Genomic DNA, 23346 nt, shown 5'->3' with positions numbered 1-23346 from the left:
GCGTTGAGGCGGGTGAGCAGGTCGGCGATGCTCGAGCGGTCGGCGTCGGACCAGTCGGCGAGGACCTTCGCGTAGAGCTCGGCGCGGGCCGCCCGGGTGGACGCGAGCGCCTCGCGGCCACGAGCCGTCGCCGTGACGAGCGTCGCCCGGCCGTCCTGCGGGTCCCGGCCGCGCTCGATCAGCCCGGCGTCCTCCATCGCGAGCACCTGGCGGGTCACCGTCGATGGGTCCAGGACGAGCTGCCGGGCGAGGGTGTTGACGTTGCCGTCGCCGACGGTGGTCAGCTGCCGCAGCAGCAGGTAGGCAGACCGGTCGAGGGTCTTCTCGAGGGCGCCCCCGCGCCGGTTGCGATCCGCGAGCCGCATGAGCATCGCCACCTCGGACTCGATCCGGCCGATCACGTCATCCACGCTGAGTTCCTCTCGTTCGTTATCGGGCCGTTCGCCGGGCCGTTCGCCGGGCCGTTCGCGAAGCCGATGCCAAGCCGATCCGACCCCACAGCCTATCTGCGTGTATCGTACAGACACTTACGTGTGCCATACAGACAACTGTCCGACCCAAGGAGCCCAGTGGCCAGCACCAGGAACGAACCGCACAAGGCCGCGATCTACTCGACCGCGCTCACCGCGTTCTTCGCGATCGCGGGCATCGCGGTCGTGGACCCGATCCTGCCGATCATCGGCGCGGAGATCGGCGCCACCACCTGGCAGATCGAGCTCCTCTTCACGGCGTACATCGCCGTGATGGCGGTCGGCATGATCCCCGCAGTCCTGGCGACCGGCCGGTTCGGGTTCAAGAAGATCCTGATCGCCGGCGTCGCCCTTGTCGGCGTCGCCGCGACGCTCGCCGCGTTCAGCTCGACGATCGGCGAGCTCGCGGTGCTGCGCGGGGTCTGGGGGCTCGGGAACGCGATGTTCTTCGCGACCGCCATGGTGCTCCTGGTCGCCCTTGCGAACGACCGCGAGTGGGTCGTGGAGCTCTTCGAGACCTGTGTCGGTCTCGGCTTCGCCGTCGGACCGCTCATCGGTGGGCTGTTCGGGGGGATCAGCTGGCGCGTGCCGTTCGCGGTCTGCGGGTTGTTCATGGTCGCCGCGCTCGTGGTCTCGGTGACCAGGCTGCGCGATCCGGCGACGCCGCCCGCCCCGCTGCGGCTCGCGGAGGTCTTCACTCCGTTCCGCAGGCCGGCGTTCCGGGCGCTGTGCGTCATCACGGCCACCTACAACTTCGTGTTCTTCATCGTGCTCGGGTACACCCCGGTGTTCCTCGGCCTCGGCGTCATCCCGCTCGGGTTCGTGTTCACGGCGTGGGGGATCGGGCTCGCGTTCGGCATCCTCGTCGTCGGGCACCGCCTCGCGCACCGCTTCGGGGCCGTCCAGACGGTCGGCTTCGCCCTCGGCGGCCTCATGGTCGCGCTCGTCGGCTTCGCCACCTCCACGAGCACCGTCGAGTCCGTCGTCGTCCTGATCCTGGCCGGCGTCTGCATGGGGATCGCCAACGCGAACCTCACCGACCTCGCGCTCGGGCTCGGGTCGCCGGACCGGCGCGTCACGACCGGGGCGTTCAACCTGGTCCGGTGGGGATTCGCGGCCCCGGCCCCGGTGATCGCCGGCCTGCTGCACGCGGTGAGCCTCGCCGCACCGTACTGGGTCGGCGCCACAGTGCTGCTCGTCGGCGTGGTCGCGTTCGCCTGGAAGGGTGACGCGATGGCGTCGGTGCTCGGCGAACGCGTGTTGTTCTCGCCGCGGGACAGCGCGGCGCAGGAGGCGCTCAGCAGGGTCTGATCCGGTGCGTTTTGTCCCGCATTTGCGCTCAAGATCGGCCGTTCCGCGCCGATCTTGCACTCGTGAGCGCGAACACCGTGCCTCCCGGAGCGCCGAGCAGGCGACGCACCGGCCGGGGCATTCCTGCGCCGCGGCCGGCGGTCTCCTCGGCCGCGAGCGAGGTGCTGCCCGGCGTCGAGGTGCTGGCGGAGCTCGGGCGTGGGGCGCACAGCGTGGTGTACCGCGTGCACCGCACCGGGCCCGACGGCGAGCAGGGCGAGTACGCCCTGAAGATCCTCGACCGGGCCGAGACCGACACCACCGACACGCTCGTCGCGTTCCGCCGCGAGGCCGCGCTGCTGGCCAGCATCGCGCACCCCGGGTTGACCCGGATCCACGAGATCGGCGAGAGCCAGGGGCGGCCCTACCTGGTGATGGACCTGCTGGACGGCACTCCCCTCGCCGAGCTGCTCACGGGCGGCGCGCTGCCGGTGCCGCGGGTGCTCGACCTGGCGCTCGAGGTGGTCGGGCCGCTGGCCGCGGTCCACCGCAAGGGGCTGGTGCACCGCGACCTGAAGCCGCACAACATCATGGTGCTGCCCGACGGCGCCGCGCGGCTCATCGACTTCGGTCTCGCGACCCACACCGGCGACGGCGAGTCGTCCTCGGCCGCGCGGCTGGCCGCCGTGGGCACCCTCGCGTACGCGCCGCCGGAGCAGTCCGGGATGCTCAAGCGTCCCGTCGACCAGCGCAGCGACCTCTACTCGCTCGGCGTCGTGCTGTTCGAGTGCCTCGCCGGTCGGCTGCCGTTCACCAGCAGCGACGTCGGCGAGCTGCTCCGGATGCACGCCGTGACCCGCCCGGACGACCTCGCGACCCTGGTGCCCGGGGTGTCCGCGACGCTGGCCGGCGTCGTCGCGACCCTGCTCGCCAAGGACCCCGACGACCGCTACCAGTCCGGTGACGATCTGGCAGCGGACCTGCGCCGGCTGCGGGCGGACCCGGACGCGCAGTTCGCCCCCGGCGCCCGGGCGCCCGGGGCCCATCGGGTCGCCGTCGAGCCGCTGTGCGGACGTGGCAGCGAGCTGGCGGCGCTGACCACCGTGTGGCACAACGCCCGCAACGGCCGTGGCGGGGTCTGCCTGCTGCACGGCTCATCGGGCGCCGGAAAGAGTCGCCTCGCGATCGAGGTGGCCGCAATCGCTCGCGACGGCGCATGCCTGGCGTTGCACGGCGGGAGCTCGCTGGGCGACGAGGTCCCGTTCGCGCCGCTGCGCGACGCGGTCGAGGGCTACCTGCTCGATCTCGCCGGGCTGAGCGAGGGCCCACGCGCGCAGGCCTACGAACGCGTGCGATCCGCGGCGGGTGCCGCGGCCTCGCTGCTCGCCGCGCTCAGTCCCGACCTCGCGGCCCTGCTCGGCGCACCCGTGCTGGCGAGCGACGATCATCACGACCAGTTCGCCGTCGCGGTGGCCGACTTCTTCGCGGACCTCGCGATCGCGTCCGGTGGCCTCGTGCTGCAGCTGGACGACGTCCAGTGGCTGGACGATGGGACGTCCCGCGTGCTCAGCCGGCTCGCCGACCGCCTCGGAAAGGTCCCGCTGCTCGTGCTGGCCACGGCGCGGGACGACGAGGCGAGCGTGCCCACGGTCGATGCGCTCGCCGCCGCGCTCGGGCGCGCCGTCCTGCTCGACGTCGTCGTCGGCCCGCTCGACGAGGAAGGTGTCGAGGGGCTCGTCCGGGCGAACCTGCCGGGCATCGGCGCCGGATCCACGCTGCCCCGGCTGCTCACCAGCCGGGCCAACGGTCATCCCCTCGTCATCCTGGAGTACCTGCGCGCGATCGTCGACGCCGGGTTGCTGCGTCCGTCCTGGGGTAGCTGGGTGCTCGACGAGGCGTCGCTCGGCGAGCTCGAGCTGCCGTCCGACGCCCTCGGTCTGGTGCTCACCCGGATGGACCGGCTGCGACCCCAGGTGCGCGAGCTCCTGCGGACCGCGGCCGCGATGGGCCCGCGGTTCCGCACCGAGGAGCTCGCCGTCATCTGCGGGACCGAGCCGGGTGTCGTGCTGGTCGCCCTGGCCGAGGCCGCCCGGCGGCGCGTGGTCGAGCCGCGCGACGGCGGCGAGTACGCGTTCCTGCACGACAGGTTCCGGGAGGCACTCCTCGACCCCTTGGACGCCGACGTGGTGGCCGGACTGCACCGGCACATCGCCGAGGTCCTCGACGTCCTGCCGACGCCCGACGGCGCTCGGGCCGGCGAGCGCATCTACGCGGTGGCGCGCCATTTCGGTCTCGGCGGTACCCCGCGGGATCCCGAGCGCGCGTTCGCGGCGTTCCGCGACGCCGGCCGGCTGGCGCTGACGGATCAGGCGCCTGCCCAGGCCGTGGCCCTGCTCGAGCAGGCGGCCGGCGTCGGCGGTTCGGCGGATCCGGAGTTCCTGGTCCTGCTCGCCACGGCGCTGAACCGCGCCGGACGCTTCCCGCAGGCTCGCGAGCGGCTCGAGCAGGCCCTCGAGCTGGAACAGGTGCCGCTGCGGCGCGGCGCCACCTTCGCGCTGCTCGCGGGCGTGCACCGCGCCACGTGGGACATCACCTCGTCGATGCAGGCAGTGCTGCGCGGGCTTGCGGCGGTCGGCGCACCGCTGCCCGCGCGCCCGGCCGTGCTGATGGCGTCCAGCCTGTGGATGTTCGTCCGGGGTCTGGCGATGATGCTCACCCGGATCGGCTTCGGCGCCGTCCGGGGCGCGGAGCGCGAGCGGGTGGAGCTCATCGCGACGCTGCAGAGCGAGGCCACCTACCTGAGCTCGGCGAACCTGAACCTCAACGATGTGATGGCGTTCAATTTCCGCAACCTGTACTGGTCCGCCCGGTTGGGCGGCGGCGTCCAGTTCGTCCGGGCCATGGGCTTCCTGGCATTTCCGTTCGACCAGCTGGGCCTGAAGGGGGCCGCCGAGCGGGCCTTCCGGGCGGCCGAGCGCGAGGCGATCCGGATGGGCGATCCGCACATGACCGCCGAGACCGCCTGGAATCGCGGCGCGGTCACCTACCTGGGCAACGACGGCGACGACGGCGCCGAGTGGGCCCTGGCCCTGGAGGAGCACGGCCGCTGGCTGAACACCGGCGAGTACTGCGACGGGGCCATCAGCCTGTGCTGGGAGGCCGCCGTGAGCGGTCGCACCACCGAGATGCTGCTGTGGGCCGACCGGATCAGGCACCGCCTGAGCTCGATCGGCGAGACCGAGATCACGTCCGCGCTCACCGTGGAGCTCATCGTCGCGATCGTCACCGGGCAGGTGGGCAAGGCGGGGGCCGAGATGCGCCGGCTGACCGGGCTGCTGGACGGCTACGGCGGCCCGTCGATGCAGGTCAACATGCACGTGGAGAACGTCCTCGCACTGCTCGAGCAGGGCTCGCACGGGCAACGTCTCGAGGACGCGGCGTCGTTCTTCGCCGCCGGCCTGTCGCCGGCCATGATGATCAGGAACTACCGCAGCATCTTCGTCCACCATGCCTTCGGACGACTCGCCCGGTGCCGGGACGCCGCAGACGACGAGCTCCCGGCCCAGCTGGCGGCCGCCCGCGCGGCGGTGCGCCGGCTCCATCGGATGGCCAACAACCCGTTGCTGCGGGCCTTCGAACAGGTGGCCCGCGCCGACCTGCTGCTGCTGGACGACGCGCCCGAGTGCGCCCTGGAGATGCTCGGCCGGATGAAGCCGCTGCGCTCGGACTCCCCGATGGTGGCCTTCGAGGTCGCCCGCGGCCGGGCTCGCGCGAGCCGCGCGCTGGGTCACCGGGAGGAGGCCGAGCGCCAGGCCAGGGCGGCGTCGGCCATCGCGGTCGACCAGGGCTGGCCGCACCGGGCTCGCTGGATCGCCGAGGAGTTCGGCATCGCCCAGGACACCAGCGCGGGGAGCCGCACCGGCGTCGACGGCACCTCGGCCACCGTCGCGAACGCGGGCATCGACAGCCAGCGGCTGCGCGCACTGGAACAGGTGAGCAACGCGGCCTCCCGCGTGCTCGATCCGGATGCGCTGATCCGGATCGCGCTGGACGAGACGATCCGCATCCTTGCTGCGGACCGCGCCTTCCTCTTCCTGACCACGCACGAGTCGCCGACCGGCGCCGAGACCGCCGAGGAGCGGCTGGTGCCGCACCTGGGCCGGGATGCGGCGGGTAGCGATGTGGCGGAGCTGACCGGCTACAGCGCGAGCCTGGTGCAGCGGGTCTGGGCCAGTGGGGAGGTGCTGGTCGTGACGGGCACGGAGCAGGGCGCCGCGCTGGGGGCGCAGTCCGTGGTGCTGTACGGGCTCCGGTCGATCATGGTGGCGCCGCTCAAGCTGGAGGGGCGCACCCTGGGGGTGATCTATCTGGACAGCCAGGTCGCCAAGGGTATCTTCATGGCCGACGACGCCGGGATCCTGACCGCGCTGACGAACCACATCGCGACCTCCCTGGAGACGGCCCGGGCCGCGCAGCTGGAGCTGAGCGTGCAGACCGCTCAGCAGCAGCGAGACCTCGCCGAGCAGTTGCACGATGCGCTTGGCCTGATGACGGGGACCCTGGACCCGGCCGAGTTGCTCGGGCACCTGCTGGCCGCGACCACGCGGCTCGTGCCGTGCGACGGCTCCTGGCTCCTGCTCGCCGACGCCGACGCCGACGCCGGCTCTGACGCCGCCGCTGCCGACGACGCCCTCGCAGCGATCATCGATGCGGGGGTCCCGCTGGTGGGTGGGCCGGGGCCGGTGCCGAGCGCGGCGTTCACCGGCCCGTTCGCGTCGGTGGGCGAGGTGGCGTCCTGGATCGCGCTGCCGTTGGTGGCGCGGACCGCGCGGCTGGGGGTGCTGCTGCTCGCCTCGCGGCGTCCGCTCGCGTTCGGCGCGACCCAGGAGGGGGTGGCGGGCGCCGTCGTCGCGCAGGGCATGACGGCGTACGACAATGCGAGCCTGTTCGCGCGGGTGCAAGAGCTCGCGGTCAGCGACGAGCTGACCGGTATCTCGAACCGGCGGCACTTCTTCGAGGTCGCCGAGCGGGACGTGGCCAAGGCGCGGCGCTCGGGGCGCCCGCTGGTCGTGGTGATGGCGGACATCGACCATTTCAAGCGGGTGAACGACACCTACGGGCACCCGACCGGCGACGATGTGATCCGGGTCGTGGCGTCGCGGCTGGCGGCGGAGATCCGCGCGACGGACCTCCTCGGGCGGTACGGCGGGGAGGAGTTCGCTCTCGTGCTGCTCGACGCCGCCGTCGGCTCGGATCTGCCCGAACGGCTGCGGCAGGCGATCGGGGACGTCCCGATCCAGACCCGTTCGGGGCCGCTGGACATCACCGTGAGCATCGGGATGACCCGCTTGCTGCCCGACGACGTCGACATCGCCGCCCCGCTGGCCCGCGCCGACCAGGGCCTCTACGAGGCCAAACGCAACGGCCGGAACCAGGTCCAGTCCGCCTGAGCAGCCGGATCAGATCGGTCCGCACCGCATCGTGCGACCGCTCCGGACCTGCGACGACGACGGCGACGGGCGCGATCGGGCAGCGTTGCGCACAATAGCGACGGAGGGTACTTCCGACTGCGGGTCCATCTCTGGGAGGCGCTGGGTACATGACGACAGCAACGAACGCACCGTCGGACGCCCCGACGATCCACCGCGGCCTGGCCGGTGTGGTCACCGACACCTCGGCCGTCTCGAACGTCGTCCCCGAGACGAACTCGCTGACGTACCGCGGCTACGCCGTCCAGGACCTCGCGGCGCACTGCAGCATCGAGCAGGTGGCGTACCTGCTCTGGCGCGGCGAGCTCCCCACGGCGGACGAGCTGGCCGACTTCGAGCGGACCGAGCGGGCGAACCGCGCGCTCTCCGCCGGGCTGACCAGCGCCCTGCGCCTGCTGCCGACGACCTGCGACGCGATGGACACCCTGCGCACCGCGGCCAGCTGGATCGGCGCGGAGGACCCGGAGGCGTCGGTGAGCACGACGGAGGCCAACCAGGCCAAGGCCGAGAAGCTGTTCGCCCAGTTCGCGACCGTCGTCGCGTTCGACCACCGGCGCAAGCACGGCCTCGACCCGATCGAGCCCGATGCCTCCCTCGGGTACGCGGACAACTTCTTCCACATGACGTTCGGGGCGGTGCCCGCGGCCGAGATCGTGCGCTGCTTCGAGATCTCCCTGGTGCTCTACGCCGAGCACTCGTTCAACGCCTCCACGTTCACCGCGCGGGTCATCACCTCGACTCTCTCGGACCTGTACAGCGCGGTCACCGGCGCGATCGGCGCGCTCAAGGGCCCCCTGCACGGCGGCGCGAACGAGGCCGTGATGCGCTCGATGCTCGAGATCGGCGACCAGGCGAAGGCCGCCGACTGGATGCGTGCGGTGCTGGGGCGCAAGGAGAAGGTGATGGGGTTCGGCCATCGCGTCTACAAGGACGCGGACTCCCGGGTGCCGACCATGCGGGATGCGTTCTGGCGCACCGCCGCCCTCGTCGACGGCGGCTCACGGTGGACCGAGATGTACACGGTCATGGAGCAGACGATGCTCGACGAGAAGGGCATCTGGCCCAACCTCGACTTCCCCACGGGCCCCGCCTACTACCTCATGGGCTTCGACATCGAGACGTTCACCCCGATCTTCGTGATGTCCCGAATCGTCGGCTGGACCGCCCACATCGCCGAGCAGTGGTCCCATAACGCCCTCATCCGACCCCTTGCGGCCTACACCGGCCCCCTCCAACGCCCCGTCCCCCTCGACCTGGCCACCCGCGCCTAACCCCAACGTGTCAGCCCGAGCGCGGTCCCTGGCGCGCGCAGCGGCTGACAGGTCACGTCGCCCTGAACGTGTCAGCCCGAGCGCGGTCCCTGGCGCGCGCAGCGGCTGACACGTCGCGGGCGGGGCGGGTCGGGGGGTGCGGGCTCAGCCGGGGGTGACCAGGCCGGATTCGTAGGCGAGGACGACGGCTTGGACCCGGTCTCGCAGGTCCAGCTTCGCGAGGATTCGGCCGACGTGGGTCTTGACCGTCGCCTCGGACAGGACGAAGCGTTCGGCGATCTCGGCGTTCGACAGGCCCTCGGCGATCGCGCCCAGCACCTCGAGCTCCCGCGGGGTGAGCGCGCGCAGCCGGGGCGTGAGCCCGTCGCCCGACGACGGCGCCTCCCCGGCGGCGGGCAGGTAGCCGGCGAACAGCTCGAGCATGCGCCGGGTCACGCGCGGGGAGATGACCGCGTCGCCGGTGGCCACGGTGCGGATCGCGGCGGTCAGCTCGGCCGGGCGGGCGTCCTTGAGCAGGAACCCGCTGGCCCCGGCGCGCAGCGCGGCGAACGCGTACTCGTCCAGGTCGAACGTCGTGAGGATAATGACCCGGCACTCCGGGAGCTCCTCGACGATCCTTCTCGTCGCCTCGATCCCGTTCATGCCCGGCATCCGCACGTCCATCAGCACGACGTCGGGGCGCAGCGCGCGCGCCTGGCGCACGGCCTGTTCGCCGTCGCCCGCCTCGCCGAGCACGACGAAGTCCTCCTGCGCCTCCAGCACGAGCCGAAAGCCCATCCGCAGCAGCGCCTGGTCGTCGACCAGCAGCAGGCCGGTCGGCCGCGCGGCGCCGGCGCCGGGTGGTTCGCTCACTCGTCCTCCTCGTCCCACGCCAGCAGGGCGTGCGTGCGCCAGCCGCCCTCGTGGGGCCCGGCCTCGATCACGCCACCGTAGACGGCGGCGCGCTCGCGCATGCCGATCAGGCCGCGACCGCCGCCGTGGTCCACCGCCCGCGCCGGGGTGGGGGAGGCCGCGCCGTCGTCGGTGACGGTGATCTCGACCCAGCCGCCCGCGCGGGCGACCACCAGGTCGACCCGGCGCGCGCCCGGCGCGTGGCGCAGCACGTTGGTCAGCGACTCCTGGACGATCCGGAACACCGTGAGCTGCAGGGCGGTGTCGGGCGGCAGGGGTGGTCCGGCGAACGTGGTCCGGACCGGGAGCCCGGCGCTGCGGAATCCCTCGACCAGCCCGACCAGGTCGGGTGCGCCGGGCTGCGGCTCGAGCGGGGCGTCCGGGTCACGCAGCACCCCGAGCACGCGGCGCATGTCGGCCAGGGCGGCGCGTCCGGTCGCGGACAGCTGGGAGACGGCCTCCCGCGCTCGCTCGGGCGAGCGGTCCAGGGCGACCCCCGCGCCGTCGGCCAGCGCGATCATCACCGAGAGGCTGTGCGCGACGACGTCGTGCATCTCGCGGGCGATCCGGGCCCGCTCGCCGGCCGTGGCGAGCGCGACCTGCTGGTCCCGCTCGACGGCGAGCCGGTTCGCGCGGTCGACCAGCGCGGTCACGTGCAGGCGCCGGTTGCGCACGCTGATGCCGATCGCGATGGCCGCGAGGGCGAAGATCACCAGGGTCGTGATCGAGGAGAAGCGCATGTCGGCGAGCGTCTGGGCGGCCGTGCGGCCGAAGGTGATCCCGGTCCTGTCCGGCACGGCGACCGGGTGTTCCCACAGCCAGATCGCGCCGCTCACCACGGCGCACAGCCCGAAGAGCGTCAGCCAGGCGGTCCGCGGCGTATGCGAGGCGGCTACCGCGTACACGACCAGTCCGACGGCGAGGTCGTAGCCGTTGAATCTTCCGGTGAGGGCGAGGGTCACGACGCCGAGCACGCCGATCGCCCCCGCCGTCCACATCGGTGCCCGGCGCCGCCAGATCAGGGCGACGGCGCCGAGCACCGCGAGGAGCAGCGAGGCGGGGCGGGTGCCGGGGACGTTGCTCAACGCCCCCAGGACCGCGGGCAACCCGAAGATCGCCACGACCAGGAGGTCCATCGCCACGGGATGCCGGACGAAGTACCGCCGCACGGGACCGAGCCGCCGAGCAGTGAGCTCGGTGAAGGCCTGGTCGCCGACGCCTGGCTGGTCGGTCATGTGGCTACGCGTTTCTCCGGCGGAGCAGGACGACGGCCGCGGCCAGGATGACCACGACCCACGCGATCAGGATCGCGAAGCCCTGCCAGGGTCCGAGGAACGTCCCCGTTGCGGCCTTGGACATCGCGTCGATCGTTGCCTGGGGCGCCATCAGCTGACCGCCCGCGGCGGCCGGCAGGAACGGGCTGACCTTCTGGGTGAAGGGGCCCGGTACCAGGGTGAAGACGATCGGCAGGACCAGCAGCAGGCCGAAGACCGACGCGAGCGCGGCCGCGGAGTGCCGGAGCAGCGCGCCGAGGGCGAACGCGAGCAGGGAGATCGCGCTCAGGTACAGCGCCGATCCGAGCACGATCCGAATGGTCTCCGGCTCACCGAACGCCGGCGCCATGTTCGCAGGCAGGAGCGACATGGTCGCCAGGTAGGAGAGCCCCACCCCGACGATGCCAACCACGAACGACGAGACGGCGAGCACGAGCGCCTTCGCCGCGAGGGCGGGGAGCCGGGTCGGGACCGCCGCGAGCGTCGAGCGGATCATGCCGGTCGAGTACTCGCCGCTGATCACCAGGACGCCGAGCACCGCGACCGCGAGCTGGCCGAAGTAGTACCCGGCGGTGATCACGGTCGCGCCCGGGTAGGGCGCGGGCGAGCCGGGGGGAGCGCTGGCGAGGGCGGTCTTCAGCCCGAACGCGAACAGGACGGAGACCCCGACCATGAGCACGATGGTGACACCGAGCACCCACAGCGTGGAGCGCAGGGTGCGGAACTTGATCCACTCCGAGGTCACGATGCGCGGGAAGGTGAGCCGCACGTCCTCGTCGGAGGAGGCGGCGCCCGGGGAGGTCGCGGTGGGGGAGGTGAGGATGCTGGTGGTCATCGCTGCGATCCTTCCGGGATTTTGGGCGCGTCCGCGCCGGCGTGGTCGGGGTGCAGGGCGTTCGTGGTCGAGCGGTACTCGACCGAGTCCTGCGTGAGGGACATGTAGGCGTCCTCGAGCGAGCCGGTGACCGGGGTGAGCTCGTAGAGCGGGATCCCCCCCGCGGCGGCGGCCTCGGCGATCGCCTCGGTGGTGCTGCCGGCGATCTCGAGGGACTCGGGGGCGGTCGAGGTGACGGTCACGCCCGGGCCGGCGAGGAGCTCGGTGAGCTTGGTGGCCTGGGGGGTACGGACCTTCACGGTCGTGCCACCCGCGCGGCCGACGATGTCGGCGACCGAGGCGTCCGCGATGATGCGGCCGCGCCCGAGCACGATGATGTGGTCGGCCGTGACGGCCATCTCGCTCATCAGGTGCGAGGACAGGAAGACGGTGCGGCCCTCGCTCGCGAGGTACCGCACCAGGTTGCGGACCCAGAGCACGCCCTCGGGGTCGAGCCCGTTGACGGGCTCGTCGAGGATCAGGGTCTTCGGGTCACCGAGCAGGGCGGTGGCGATGCCGAGCCGCTGGCCCATGCCGAGCGAGAAGCCGCCGACGCGCTTGTCGGCGACCGACTCGAGGCCGGTCATCTCGATGACCTCCTGGACCCGGAGCTTGCCGATCCCGTGCGTCGCGGCCATCGCGAGCAGGTGGTTGTGCGCGGTGCGTCCGGTGTGGAACGCCTTCGCGTCGAGCAGTGCGCCGACCTCGCGCATCGGGGCGCGGTGCTCGGCGTACGGGCGGCCGTTGACCGTCACCGTGCCCGCGCTGGGCCGGTCCAGGCCGACGATCATCCGCATCGTGGTGGACTTCCCGGCGCCGTTCGGGCCGAGGAAGCCGGTGACCTTGCCGGGATGGACGGTGAAGGAGACGTTGTCGACTGCTGTCTTCGCTCCGTACCGCTTGGTCAGGCCGTGGGCCTCGATCATGGTGGGGTCCTTCGCAGATCGGCAGAGGATGTCGGGGCAACGCTAGGTCGATCCGGGCGGTCGGCGGCACCCCCGCCCGGCGTATCTCCCCGGCGCGGGTCGTACGCCGCAAGGAGGACAAGCGCGCCTGCGGGATGAACTGTGGCGCCGCAGGTCCCGGCGCAGGGGAGGGAACGCGCAGGCAGGGTCCGGAGTTGCATAGAGTAAGAAAAAGGCCCGTGACACCCCGCCCCGAACCTCGGAGCGTGGACGCCGCGACCAGGAGGAATCGATGAGCAACCCCGTCTTCGACAACAACGCGATCTTCCGCGACCCGAAGAAGGCGCGCCGGCAGCAGACCCAGCGAGGCGCGCAGCAGCCCGGCATGGTGCAGGACCGCGCGACGACCGCGACCGTCGGCTACGACACCGACGCGCTGAACCGGATGTACGGCGCCCCGTCGGCCACGACCGCGCAGACCGGACGCCTGACGTACGACGACGTGATCATGAAGACCGGTGGTCTGCTCGCCGTCGTCGTCGTGATGGCGGCGCTGACCTGGTTCGTGGTGCCGGACGCACTGAAGATGCCGGTCCTGGTCGTCGGTGCGCTCGTCGGGTTCGTGCTCGGCATGGTGAACTCGTTCAAGAAGGTCCCGAGCCCAGGGCTGATCGTGGCGTACTCGGTCGCCGAGGGCGCGTTCCTTGGTGGCATCTCGTGGTACTTCGAAAACATGTTCGACAAGCCCGGCCTCGTGATGCAGGCCGTGCTCGCCACCATGTCGACGTTCGCCGCGTGCCTGGTGCTCTTCCGCTCGGGCAAGGTGCGCGTCACGCCGAAGTTCACGAAGTGGCTCCTCACCGCGATGGTCGGGTACCTGGTGTTCTCCCTCCTCAACGTGGTGCTGAGCTTCATGAACGTCGGCGGCGGCGGCGCGTTCGGCCCGCTCCGTGGTGGCGGGCTTGGCATCCTCGTCGGGCTCTTCGCGGTCGGCCTCGCGGCGGCAATGCTGATCGTCGACTTCGACTCGATCAAGCGCGGCGTCGAGGCGGGCGTCCCGGCCAAGTTCGCGTGGACCGCGGCCTTCGGGCTGGTCGTCACGCTGGTCTGGATGTACCTGGAGTTCCTGCGCCTGATCGCGATCCTCCGAGGCAGCAACTAGCCCAGACCCCAGCACTCCCAGCACGACGGCACCTCAAGCACCACTGCACCACCCTGCAAAACCCGCAACGTCCGAGCGTAGACGTCCTATATGGACGTCAACGCTCGGACGTTGCGGGGGTACGGGGACGTCAGCGGGGGTTGGCGGGCCGGGGTTTCCGCGCTGGGGTGGCTCGCGCCGATAGCATCGGGGTCGACCTCCCTGCGGACGGCGCACGCCGCGTCGTCGGGCCTGCTCGCCCCTGATCGGAACTCGACTGCGATGAAGTACGCCCAGCACATCTCCGAGCTCGTCGGGAACACCCCCCTCGTCAAGCTCACGTCCGTGACCCGCGGGCTGTCCGCCACCGTCCTGGCGAAGATCGAGTACCTCAACCCCGGTGGCTCGGTGAAGGACCGCATCGCGGTGAAGCTCATCGACGCGGCCGAGGCGAGCGGCGAGCTGTTGCCCGGCGGCACGATCGTTGAACCGACCAGCGGGAACACGGGCGTCGGGCTCGCGCTGATCGCGCAGCGTCGCGGCTACCGCTGCGTCTTCGTGTGCCCGGACAAGGTCTCCCAGGACAAGCGCGACGTGCTCACCGCGTACGGCGCCGAGGTGGTCGTCACCCCGACCGCCGTCGCGCCGGACCACCCCGACTCCTACTACTCGGTGTCCGACCGGCTGGTCACCGAGATCGAGGGCGCCTGGAAGCCGAACCAGTACGCGAACCCGAACAACCCGGCGAGCCACTACGAGTCGACCGGCCCCGAGATCTGGGCCGACACCGACGGTGAGGTCACCCACTTCGTCGCGGGAGTCGGGACCGGGGGCACCATCTCCGGCACCGGGAAGTTCCTCAAGGACATCAGCGCCGACCGCGCGAGCGGCCGCGCGCAGGTCGTCGGCGCCGACCCGCAGGGGTCCGTGTACTCCGGCGGCGACGGCCGCCCCTACCTCGTCGAGGGCGTCGGCGAGGACTTCTGGCCGGGCGCCTACGACCCGACCGTGCCGGACGAGATCATCCCGATCTCGGACGCCGACTCCTTCGAGATGACCCGCCGGCTCGCGCGCGAGGAGGGGTTGCTCGTGGGCGGCTCGTCCGGGATGGCCGTCTGCGCGGCGCTGCGCCTCGCGGAGCGCCTCGAGGCGACCGGTCGCGCGGCCGGCGCCGTCATCGTCGTCCTGCTGCCCGACGGCGGTCGTGGGTACCTGTCGAAGATCTTCAACGACTCCTGGATGCGGTCCTACGGTTTCCAGAGCGCGGACGAGGGCGCCAGCGTGGCGGACGTGCTGCGCACCAAGACCGGCGAGCTGCCCGAGCTGGTGCACACGCACCCGACCGAGACGGTCCGCGACGCGATCGAGATCCTGCGCAAGTATGGCGTCTCGCAGATGCCGGTCGTCAAGGCCGAGCCGCCGCTGATGATCGGCGAGGTCTCCGGCGCCGTCAGCGAGCGCGACCTGACCGACGCCGTGTTCTCCGGCCTGGCCGGCCTGGCCGATCGCGTCGACAAGCACATGTCGGCACCCCTGCCGCTCATCGGCACCGGCGAGAGCGTCGAGAAGGCCCGCGCCGCCCTGAGCGCCGCGGACGCGCTCCTGGTCGTCGAGGACGGCAAACCGGTAGGCGTCCTCACGAGGCACGACCTCCTGGGCTACCTCACCCGCTGAGCCAACTCCGAGCGCTCGCGAGTGCGCGATCTTGGCTGTTGAAAGGGCGATTTAGCCAGCCAAAATCGCGCACTCGCGGAGATCGATCCTGGTTACCGGCGCGAGTGCGGTCATTCTGCTGTCTATTCGACGATTGAGGCAGCAGAACGGCCGCACTCGCGCGGCAGGCAGCAGAACGGCCGCACTCGCGCGAATCCGCTTGGAGCGGTCGTCATGACGATGTCAACCTGACCGAACCTCACCAACTGCAACGTCCGAGCGTTGACGTCCTATAGGACGTCAACGCTCGGACGTTGCGCGATTCTTGGGGCCGAGGCGGGAGACCTGGTCGCCTGGATCGAGGCAGGTCGCCTGGGTCGAGGCAGGCCTGCTCGACGCCGGTGCGATCCTCGGGCTCGGCGAGCCCTGACCGGTGCCGTCGCCGGACGCGCGAACGCCGACCAGCTCACGGTCTTCAAGAGCGTCGGCTCGGCCGTCCTGGACGTCGTCGCAGCCCACAAGGTCTACATAGCCGCCCTCACCCAAACCCGAGGCCAAGAAGTCGACCTCTGACCCGAGTCGCTCACGCGAGAGCGGGACTTTGGCTGTCAATCGGGGGATTTTGACAGCAAAAGCCCGCACTCGTGGCAATCCGGCTCGGTCCGACCGGGACTGGACGAGCGAGTTGTCCGATTGGCCGGTCCGACCTCCGATTCCCTCAGATGTGCCGGCCTGACGGAGGCAAGCCACGCGCGTGCGCGATTTTGGCTGCTGCAAGCTGATCAGCAGCCAAAATCGCGCACTCGCGTGCGTCGAACCGGAAGTCCGGGCTGCCGGTCGCGGCTTAGCGTGTGTGCAGGGCGGCGACAAGGGCGTCTAGGAGGTAGCGGAAGCTCTGGTCGACATCCTGGGGCAGGCCGAAACCGCCTTCTAGCTCGGTCGTCACGAAGCCGTGCAGCGCGGAGCGGACCATCCGCACGGCGTCGATGACCTCGCCGGGCGGCAGCGCGAACAGCTCCAGGACCGAAGCCACCGCAGCCACCGTCTGCGCGGCGGCTGCCCTGACCTCGGTCGCGTCCGGATCCGGCAGCCACTGACCACCCTGGGCCGCGGCGTACCGGCCGGGGGAGGTCCGGGCGAACGCCCGCACCGCATCGGCGGTCGCCCGCAGCGCGGCCGCAGCCGCCTCGGGCCCTGCTGGCGTGATCTCGCCAGATCCGGCCACACCATCGGGACCCGAACCCGAGTCGGGTCCCGAGCCGAAGCCGGTTTCCGAGCCCGAGTCGGAGCCCGAGCCCGAGCCGGAGCCGGAGCCCGAGCCGGAGCCCGAGCCGGAGCCCGAGCCGGAGCGCGAGTCGGGGCCCGAGCCCGAGCCAAGACTCGAGCCAAGACTCGAGCCAAGACTCGAGCCAAGACTCGAGCCAAGACTCGAGCCCGAGCCGGCATCGGAGCCCGACCCGGTCGCCCCCTCGATCGCCGCATCGATCACCGCGGTCAGCCCCTGCACGCTCGCCAGCGCTACGGCCCGGCGCAGCTCGGGCAGGCCCCGGACGTGCTTGTACAGGCTGGGCACCGCGACCCCGGCCCGGCTCGCGACGTCGGCGAGCGTGAGGTCCTCGAACCCGCGCAGACCGCCGTCGTCCACCGCGGTGAGGGCGAGGTCGACGACGGCGGCGCGGCTCAGCCCCGCCCTAGGCACGCGAAACGGCCCAGGTCTCGCCGGTCCGCGGCAGGCCCGCGAGGTGCTCGAGCGTCGCCGGCACGACGACGTCGGGCGCCTGGTGCTGCGGGTAGTGCGCCACCCCGGGCACCAGGACCCCGCGTGCGGCGAGCGTGCGGGAGATCCAGTCGAGCTCGGCCGCGGGGTCCTTGAAGTCGGGATCCAGGTCGCCGACGAACGCGATCGCCGGCGCGTGGATCTGGGCGAGCCGCGCCGCGACCGGTTCGTGCGTGAGCTGGAGCGTGAGCTGCCGGAACGAGCGCAGCCTGCCCGGCCGGCGCAGACTCGCGCGGATCTCCGCGACGTGCTCCCCGAGCCACGGTGCCGCCGCGCCCTTGTTCAGCGCGGACCGGTAGTACGAGCCCCACACCGCGGCGCCCCACGGCCGGGCGAACAGCACCCGGTAGAGCAGGTGCGCCGAGGCCCGCGCCGCGCGGCCCAGGGCCGGCTCGCGCAGGAACGGGGCGACCAGCACGAGGCCGGCCACGAGCTCGGGACGCTCGGCCGCGGCCCAGGCCGCCGCGGACGCCCCCATCGAGTTGCCCACCAGGACGGCCGGCCCCCGGTTGAGGTGCTCGACGAGGGCGAGCACGTCCTGGCCCGTGGCCACGTCCCCGTGCACGGTGAACGTGGGATCGCTGTCGCCGTGCCCGCGCAGGTCGGTCGCCGCGACGAGGTACCCGGCGGCGACGAGCGGCCCGGTGAGCTCACGCCAGGTCGAGCGCAGGTCGCCCATCCCGGGCACGAGCACCACGAGCGGCCCGCTCCCGTCCAGGGTGTAGGCGATCCTCCCGCCGGGCCGGGACAGGTAGCGCGCACCGGCGGCCCCGGACTCGCCGCCCCCAGACCTGGCCGTCCCCGATCCGTCGACCCCGGACCTACTGCTGTCCACACCGCGATGACGTTCCATGTCTCCAAAGCTAAGGCCATTAGCCAACCTCGTCAACCCCCTGGGACCGCCCGCCGAGATATTCGGGGGAGGATGGGCGGACCACCAACTGAGGAGACCTACGTATGTCCGCAATCCTGCCCGAGGCCACCGGTTCCTTCGGTGAGAAGCCCGTCCTGACGTTCCCCGCCACCCCGGCGCCCGCCGAGCTCGAGGTCGTCGTGCTCTCCCAGGGCGACGGCGCCGTCGTGGAGGCCGGTGACGACCTGGTGGTCAACTACCTGGGCCAGACCTGGGGCGGTGCGATCTTCGACAACTCCTACGACCGCGGCTCCTCGATCAACTTCCCGATCGGCGTCGGCGCCGTGATCAACGGCTGGGACACCGGCCTCGTCGGCCGCCAGATCGGCTCGCGCCTGCTGCTCTCGGTGCCGCCGCACGACGGCTACGGACCCCGCGGCATGCCGCAGGCCCGGATCAAGGGCACCGACACGCTGGTGTTCGTCGTCGACATCGTCGCCGTCAACTAGTCCCGCAGCCCCGATAGGTCGTCTCTGCCGTGCCCGTCAGCCGCACAGCCCGGATCGCGATCCGGCTGCACCACGCGGTGTACCGGCTGACGGGCGGCCGGCTCGGCACCCATTTCGGGCGCCTCGAACAGGTGCTGCTCACCACGACGGGCCGCACCTCGGGCGAGCCGCGCACGACGCCGCTCGCGGTGACGGTCGTCGGGGACCGCCTCGTGCTCATCGCGTCCGACGGCGGCGCGCCACGCGATCCCGGCTGGTACCGGAACCTCGTGGCGCACCCCGACGTCATCCTGCAGCGCGGCACCGTTCGCACGCCGATGCGCGCCCGGACCGCGCTGGGCGCCGAGCGCGCCGAGCTGTGGGCGGCCGCCGTCGCGAACCACCCCGGCTACGCGGGCTACGAGCGCAGAACCGACCGCCAGATCCCGGTGATCGTCTGCGAACCCGCAACTTCGGGGTTTAGGCGGTGAGGCCTGCGGGGCAGGAGACGCCGGTGCCGCCGAGGCCGCAGTAGCCGTTCGGGTTCTTCGCCAGGTACTGCTGGTGGTAGTCCTCCGCGTAGAAGAACTCGCCGGCTGCGTCCGCCGGGCGGATCTCGGTCGTGATGGCCTTGTGGCCCGCCTTGGTCAGCTCCCGCTGGTAGACGTCGCGCGTGGCGACCGCGGCGGCCTCCTGCTCGGGGGTCGTGAAGTACACCGCGGACCGGTACTGGGTGCCCGTGTCGTTGCCCTGGCGGAACCCCTGCGTCGGGTCGTGCGAGGTCCAGAACTCTCGCAGCAGCGCCTCGTGCGTGAGCACCGTCGGGTCGTACGCGACCAGGACCGCCTCGGTGTGCCCGGTCAGGCCGGTGCAGACCTCCCCGTACTCGGGGAACGGCGTGAACCCGCCCTGGTACCCGACGGCCGTCGTCACCACACCGGGCAGCTTCCACATCGCCTTCTCGGCGCCCCAGAAGCAGCCCATCGCGATGTACAGCTGGGCGGTGCCTGCCGGCCACGGACCCTGCAGCGGGGTGCCGAGCACGGTGTGGGTCGCGGGGATCTGGTAGGCGTAGGAGTCGCGGCCGCGCAGCGCGCGCTCCGGGGCCACCAGCGTGGTCCGCAGGACCGATCCGAACATGTTTGCCACCTTCCGTTCTGTGAGCGTTCCGCTCGAAGCGTTCAACGCGCGGTGCCCGGGCGGGTGTTCCCGGTTGCGGCGCCACGTAGCCTGACCCACGTGAGTACCACACCCCAGCACCTGCAGCCCGAGCACGACTGGTCCGAGTCCGGATTCGCCACCCGCGCCATCCATGCCGGACAGGACCCGGATGCCGAGACCGGCGCCGTCGTCACCCCGATCTACGCGGTCTCCACCTACAAGCAGGACGGCGTCGGCGGCCTGCGCGGGGGGTATGAGTACTCGCGCTCGGCGAACCCGACGCGCACCGCGCTCGAGGAGGCGCTCGCCGCGGTCGAGGGCGGCGCGCACGGGTACGCGTTCGCGTCCGGCCTCGCGGCCGAGGACACGCTGCTGCGTGCGGTGCTGCGCCCCGGCGACCACATCGTGATGCCGAACGACGCGTACGGCGGCACGTTCCGCCTGGTCGCGCGCGTCTTCGGCCCGTGGGGCATCGACCACACGCCCGTCGACCTGTCCGACCTCGACGCGGTGGTGGCCGCGATCGAGCCCGGCCGCACCAAGGCCGTGTGGATCGAGACCCCCACCAACCCGCTGCTCGGGGTCAGCGACATCACCGCGATCGCGGCGCTGTGCCGGGCCGCAGGTGCGCTGCTGATCGTCGACAACACCTTCGCCACGCCGTACCTGCAGCAGCCGCTCGCGCTCGGGGCCGACGTCGTGGTGCACTCGACGACCAAGTACATCGGCGGCCACAGCGACGTCGTCGGGGGTGCCCTCGTGGTGGCCGACGGCGCGCAGCTGCCGGTCGGGCTGACCGGCCCGACCGGGACCATGTCGCTCGCGGACGCGGTCGCCTTCCACCAGAACGCCTCGGGCGCGATCGCCGGCCCGTTCGACGCGTGGCTCACGCTGCGTGGCCTGAAGACGCTCGCGGTGCGGATGGACCGGCACTGCTCGAACGCGGCCGCGGTCGCGGCGTTCCTCGACGGGCACCCGAAGGTCGCCCAGGTGATCTACCCCGGGCTGCCCTCGCACCCCGACCACGAGGTCGCGGCCCGCCAGATGAGAGGCTTCGGCGGGATGATCTCGTTCCGCACGGGCGACGCGCAGAGCTCGCTCGACGTGTGCGCGAAGACGCGGGTGTTCACCCTCGCGGAGTCGCTCGGCGGGGTCGAGTCGCTCATCGAGCACCCGGGCAAGATGACCCACGGCGCGCTCGTCGGCACAGCCCTCGAGGTCCCGGCCGACCTGATCCGGATCTCCGTCGGGATCGAGGACGTCGCGGACCTGATCGCCGACCTCACGCAGGCGCTCGCATGACCTTGCCCGACGCCGGCGCGGCCCAGCTGGCCGCGTCGGTCCAGCCGGTCGACGTCGCCGAGCCGGCGGCCGGGGCCCCGGCCGCCGCCCGGCCCGTCGTGCGGGAGGCGGACCGGCGTCCCGTGACGGACTCGGTGCCGCGTTCGATCCAGCTGTCCGCGGCCTGGTCGTGGCGCGTGCTCGCGATCGCCGCCGGGACCTCGCTGGTGTTCTGGCTGCTGCAGTACTTCAAGATCCTCGCGGTCGCCGTCGCGATCGCGCTGCTGCTCACCGTGCTGCTGACGCCGGTCGCGCGCTGGCTCCGGGAGCGCGCGCGGTTCCCGCGCGCGCTCGCCGCAGCGGTCACCATGGTCGTGCTGCTCGGCGTCATCGGCGGCCTGCTCACGCTCGCCGGGAGCTCGATCGCGAACGGCTTCTCCGACCTCGCGAGCCAGGCGACCGCGGGCATCGACCAGATGATTCACTGGCTCTCCTCGGGTCCGCTCCAGCTCAGCGCCGACCAGATCGAGGGCTACCGCCATCAGGCCTCCGCCTCGCTGAGCAAGAACGCGAGCTCGCTGCTCTCGGGTGCGGTGTCCGTCACGACGACGCTCGGGCACGTGGCCACCGGCGCGGTGATCGCGCTGTTCTGCACCTTCTTCTTCCTGCTCGACGGCGGGCACATCTGGGCCTGGCTGGTCGGTCTGCTGCCGCGGGCCGCTCGCGAGCGCGCCCACGAGGCGGGCCGACGCGGGTTCGTCGCGCTCGGCGGGTACACCCGGACCCAGATCCTGGTCGCGCTGGTCGACGCCACCGGCATCGGGATCGGCGCCGCCGTCCTGCAGGTGCCGCTCGCGCTGCCGCTGGCGACGCTGGTCTTCGTGGGGTCGTTCATCCCGATCGTCGGTGCGCTCGTGTCCGGATCGGTCGCGATCCTCGTCGCGCTCGTCGCGCACGGCCCCGGCATCGCGCTGGTCATGCTCGGCGTCGTGCTGCTCGTGCAGCAGATCGAGGGGCACGTGCTCCAGCCGTTCATCATGGGGCACGCGGTCTCATTGCACCCGGTCGCCGTGCTGCTCGCGGTCGCGGGCGGGTCGATGGCCGCCGGGATCAGCGGAGCGCTGTTCGCGGTCCCGATCGCGGCCGTGCTGAACACGGTGATCCTGTACCTGAACGGGCACGACAGCTACCCTGCCCTCGGCCGGGAAGCGCACGTCTCGACGCGGAGGGCCTCATGAGCGCCACCACGAGCGACGTCGAGCGCGCCGACGGCGCGCCGGCGACGGTCACCCTGGACGATGTGCGCGCCGCGGCGCGCCTGCTCGACGGCGTCGCGACCGTGACTCCCGTCGAGGAGAGCCGCGGGCTGTCCCGCATCGCCAGGACCACCGTCCTGCTCAAGTGCGAGAACCTGCAGCGGGCTGGCTCGTTCAAGATCCGCGGCGCGTACGTCCGGATGGCGCGGCTCACGCCGGCCGAGCAGGCCCGCGGGATCGTCGCGGCCAGCGCCGGGAACCACGCGCAGGGTGTTGCACTCGCGGCCCAGCTGCTCGGCCTCGACGCCGTCGTGTACATGCCGGTCGGTGCGGCGCTGCCCAAGATCGCCGCGACCCGCGAGTACGGCGCCGAGGTGCGCCTGGTGGGCGAGTCGGTCGACGAGGCCCTGGTCGCGGCCCGCGCCGAGTCCGAGCGCACCGGTGCGGTGCTCATCCACCCGTTCGACCATGTCGACATCGTCGCCGGGCAGGGCACCGTCGGCCTGGAGATCCTCGAGCAGGTCCCCGACGTCAGGACGATCCTCGTGCCGGTCGGCGGTGGCGGCCTGGCCGCCGGGGTCGCGACTGCGGTCCGCGCGTTGGCGCCGGACGTGCGCGTCGTGGGCGTCCAGGCGGCGAGCGCGGCGGCCTACCCGGCGTCGATCGCGGCGGGCCATCCGGTGCCCGCGGCCGAGCTCGCCACGATGGCGGACGGTATCGCCGTCGGCACGCCCGGCTTGGTGCCGTTCACCCTGCTGCGCGAGGCGGACGTCGAGATCCGCACCGTGAGCGAGGAGGACCTCTCGCGCGCGCTGCTGCTGGTCGCCGAGCGCGCGAAGCTGCTCGTCGAACCGTCCGGAGCCGCGGCAGTCGCGGCGCTCATGGCGGACCCGGGCGGGTTCGAGGGACCCGTCGTCGCGATCCTCTCCGGTGGCAACATCGACCCGCTGGTCCTGCTGCGCGTGCTGCGCCACGGGATGGCCTCGGCCGGGCGGTACCTGCAGTGCCGGGTGCGGATCGACGACCGGCCCGGATCGCTCGCCGGCCTGCTCGCGCTGCTGGCCTCGAGCGGCGGGAACGTCATGCACATCGGGCACCTGCGCACGCGCGTGGACCTGGCGATCGACGAGGTCGAGATCGACGTCCAGCTCGAGACGAAGGGGCCGGAGCACTGCGACGCGGTGCTGGACCGGATCCGGGCGGCGGGCTACCAGGTCGTGCAGGGCTGACCTCACAAACCCGCAACGTCCGAGCGTTGACGTCCTATAGGAC

The 23346-nt window shown here is 72.1% G+C and carries 19 protein-coding genes; 11 read left to right on the top strand and 8 right to left on the bottom strand.

Annotated features, from left to right (window positions below; translation table 11 throughout):
* A partial coding sequence (locus VIM26_RS21505) for a MarR family winged helix-turn-helix transcriptional regulator (protein ID WP_331955077.1) occupies positions 1–410 on the bottom strand: 410 nt, incomplete at its 3' end.
* Between the two features lie 159 nt (positions 411–569).
* On the opposite strand from VIM26_RS21505, the gene VIM26_RS21500 reads away from it, so the two are divergent.
* The 3 genes from VIM26_RS21500 to VIM26_RS21490 all read left to right on the top strand — a co-directional run bounded on the left by VIM26_RS21500 (position 570) and on the right by VIM26_RS21490 (position 8520).
* A complete protein-coding gene (locus VIM26_RS21500; RefSeq protein ID WP_331955075.1) occupies positions 570–1781 on the top strand; it encodes an MFS transporter in 1212 nt (403 codons plus the stop codon).
* Between the two features lie 62 nt (positions 1782–1843).
* A complete protein-coding gene (locus VIM26_RS21495) occupies positions 1844–7210 on the top strand; it encodes a diguanylate cyclase (protein WP_331955073.1) in 5367 nt (1788 codons plus the stop codon).
* Between the two features lie 149 nt (positions 7211–7359).
* Positions 7360–8520: a bifunctional 2-methylcitrate synthase/citrate synthase gene (locus VIM26_RS21490; protein ID WP_331955071.1), complete on the top strand. Its 1161-nt coding sequence runs from the start codon at positions 7360–7362 to the stop codon at positions 8518–8520.
* Positions 8521–8664: 144 nt separating this feature from the next.
* On the opposite strand, the gene VIM26_RS21485 is transcribed toward VIM26_RS21490, so the two are convergent.
* The 4 genes from VIM26_RS21485 to VIM26_RS21470 all read right to left on the bottom strand — a co-directional run bounded on the left by VIM26_RS21485 (position 8665) and on the right by VIM26_RS21470 (position 12485).
* Complete coding sequence (locus VIM26_RS21485) at positions 8665–9297, bottom strand: response regulator (protein ID WP_414696541.1); 633 nt, start codon at positions 9295–9297, stop codon at positions 8665–8667.
* 71 nt (positions 9298–9368) lie between these two features.
* On the bottom strand, positions 9369–10646 hold the full coding sequence (locus VIM26_RS21480; RefSeq protein ID WP_331955068.1) for a sensor histidine kinase: 1278 nt from the start codon (positions 10644–10646) through the stop codon (positions 9369–9371).
* A 4-nt stretch (positions 10647–10650) separates the two neighbouring features.
* Positions 10651–11520: an ABC transporter permease subunit gene (locus tag VIM26_RS21475; RefSeq protein ID WP_331955066.1), complete on the bottom strand. Its 870-nt coding sequence runs from the start codon at positions 11518–11520 to the stop codon at positions 10651–10653.
* Positions 11517–12485, bottom strand: coding sequence for an ABC transporter ATP-binding protein (locus tag VIM26_RS21470; RefSeq protein WP_331955064.1), 969 nt, complete (start codon positions 12483–12485; stop codon positions 11517–11519). The genes VIM26_RS21475 and VIM26_RS21470 overlap by 4 nt, the downstream gene beginning before the upstream one ends.
* Before the next feature lie 271 nt (positions 12486–12756).
* Between VIM26_RS21470 and VIM26_RS21465 the strand changes: the two genes are divergently transcribed.
* The 3 genes from VIM26_RS21465 (at position 12757) to VIM26_RS21455 (ending at position 15831) form a co-directional block, all read left to right on the top strand.
* Entirely contained in the window at positions 12757–13626 is an 870-nt protein-coding gene (locus VIM26_RS21465) for a Bax inhibitor-1/YccA family protein (RefSeq protein ID WP_331955062.1), read from the top strand.
* A gap of 261 nt (positions 13627–13887) precedes the next feature.
* A complete protein-coding gene (locus tag VIM26_RS21460) occupies positions 13888–15279 on the top strand; it encodes a cystathionine beta-synthase (protein WP_331955079.1) in 1392 nt (463 codons plus the stop codon).
* 261 nt (positions 15280–15540) lie between these two features.
* Positions 15541–15831, top strand: a complete 291-nt coding sequence (locus VIM26_RS21455) for a hypothetical protein (RefSeq protein WP_331955060.1) — start codon at positions 15541–15543, stop codon at positions 15829–15831.
* 271 nt (positions 15832–16102) lie between these two features.
* On the opposite strand, the gene VIM26_RS21450 is transcribed toward VIM26_RS21455, so the two are convergent.
* Both VIM26_RS21450 and VIM26_RS21445 read right to left on the bottom strand, forming a co-directional pair.
* Positions 16103–16957, bottom strand: coding sequence for a TetR/AcrR family transcriptional regulator (locus VIM26_RS21450; RefSeq protein ID WP_331955058.1), 855 nt, complete (start codon positions 16955–16957; stop codon positions 16103–16105).
* Positions 16950–17888: an alpha/beta hydrolase gene (locus tag VIM26_RS21445; RefSeq protein ID WP_331955056.1), complete on the bottom strand. Its 939-nt coding sequence runs from the start codon at positions 17886–17888 to the stop codon at positions 16950–16952. Before VIM26_RS21445 ends, VIM26_RS21450 begins: the two co-directional genes overlap by 8 nt.
* A 104-nt stretch (positions 17889–17992) precedes the next feature.
* Here VIM26_RS21445 and VIM26_RS21440 point away from each other — a divergent pair, with 104 nt between their 5' ends.
* A complete protein-coding gene (locus VIM26_RS21440) occupies positions 17993–18397 on the top strand; it encodes an FKBP-type peptidyl-prolyl cis-trans isomerase (protein ID WP_331955054.1) in 405 nt (134 codons plus the stop codon).
* A 29-nt stretch (positions 18398–18426) separates the two neighbouring features.
* Positions 18427–18867, top strand: a complete 441-nt coding sequence (locus VIM26_RS21435) for a nitroreductase family deazaflavin-dependent oxidoreductase (protein ID WP_331955052.1) — start codon at positions 18427–18429, stop codon at positions 18865–18867.
* Here VIM26_RS21435 and msrA read toward each other — a convergent pair.
* Positions 18857–19516, bottom strand: coding sequence for a peptide-methionine (S)-S-oxide reductase MsrA (msrA, locus tag VIM26_RS21430; RefSeq protein WP_331955050.1), 660 nt, complete (start codon positions 19514–19516; stop codon positions 18857–18859). The genes VIM26_RS21435 and msrA overlap by 11 nt on opposite strands.
* A gap of 99 nt (positions 19517–19615) precedes the next feature.
* Between msrA and VIM26_RS21425 the strand changes: the two genes are divergently transcribed.
* Genes VIM26_RS21425 through ilvA form a run of 3 tightly spaced genes read left to right on the top strand, consistent with a single transcriptional unit; the run spans position 19616 to position 23303 of the window.
* Complete coding sequence (locus tag VIM26_RS21425; RefSeq protein ID WP_331955048.1) at positions 19616–20839, top strand: cystathionine gamma-synthase; 1224 nt, start codon at positions 19616–19618, stop codon at positions 20837–20839.
* Positions 20836–22056: an AI-2E family transporter gene (locus tag VIM26_RS21420; RefSeq protein ID WP_331955046.1), complete on the top strand. Its 1221-nt coding sequence runs from the start codon at positions 20836–20838 to the stop codon at positions 22054–22056. Before VIM26_RS21425 ends, VIM26_RS21420 begins: the two co-directional genes overlap by 4 nt.
* Positions 22053–23303 (top strand): threonine ammonia-lyase, encoded by a 1251-nt coding sequence (gene ilvA / locus VIM26_RS21415; RefSeq protein WP_331955044.1) that lies wholly within the window; start codon positions 22053–22055, stop codon positions 23301–23303. Before VIM26_RS21420 ends, ilvA begins: the two co-directional genes overlap by 4 nt.
* The last annotated feature ends 43 nt before the right edge of the window (positions 23304–23346 follow it).

The organism is Pengzhenrongella sp., assembly GCF_036565025.1.
Classification (GTDB): domain Bacteria; phylum Actinomycetota; class Actinomycetes; order Actinomycetales; family Cellulomonadaceae; genus Pengzhenrongella.
The sequence above is the reverse complement of the archived record's forward strand: the minus strand, read 5'-3'. Positions and strand labels throughout refer to the sequence as shown.

Excerpts from the sequence above, each read along its gene's own strand:
- VIM26_RS21490 (WP_331955071.1), top strand. The coding sequence starts at position 7,360 with ATGACGACAGCAACGAACGCACCGTCGGACGCCCCGACGATCCACCGC.
- VIM26_RS21485 (WP_414696541.1), bottom strand. The coding sequence starts at position 9,297 with ATGGGCTTTCGGCTCGTGCTGGAGGCGCAGGAGGACTTCGTCGTGCTC.
- VIM26_RS21480 (WP_331955068.1), bottom strand. The coding sequence starts at position 10,646 with ATGACCGACCAGCCAGGCGTCGGCGACCAGGCCTTCACCGAGCTCACT.
- VIM26_RS21475 (WP_331955066.1), bottom strand. The coding sequence starts at position 11,520 with ATGACCACCAGCATCCTCACCTCCCCCACCGCGACCTCCCCGGGCGCC.
- VIM26_RS21470 (WP_331955064.1), bottom strand. The coding sequence starts at position 12,485 with ATGATCGAGGCCCACGGCCTGACCAAGCGGTACGGAGCGAAGACAGCA.
- VIM26_RS21465 (WP_331955062.1), top strand. The coding sequence starts at position 12,757 with ATGAGCAACCCCGTCTTCGACAACAACGCGATCTTCCGCGACCCGAAG.
- VIM26_RS21460 (WP_331955079.1), top strand. The coding sequence starts at position 13,888 with ATGAAGTACGCCCAGCACATCTCCGAGCTCGTCGGGAACACCCCCCTC.
- VIM26_RS21445 (WP_331955056.1), bottom strand. The coding sequence starts at position 17,888 with ATGGAACGTCATCGCGGTGTGGACAGCAGTAGGTCCGGGGTCGACGGA.
- VIM26_RS21440 (WP_331955054.1), top strand. The coding sequence starts at position 17,993 with ATGTCCGCAATCCTGCCCGAGGCCACCGGTTCCTTCGGTGAGAAGCCC.
- msrA (WP_331955050.1), bottom strand. The coding sequence starts at position 19,516 with ATGTTCGGATCGGTCCTGCGGACCACGCTGGTGGCCCCGGAGCGCGCG.
- VIM26_RS21420 (WP_331955046.1), top strand. The coding sequence starts at position 20,836 with ATGACCTTGCCCGACGCCGGCGCGGCCCAGCTGGCCGCGTCGGTCCAG.
- ilvA (WP_331955044.1), top strand. The coding sequence starts at position 22,053 with ATGAGCGCCACCACGAGCGACGTCGAGCGCGCCGACGGCGCGCCGGCG.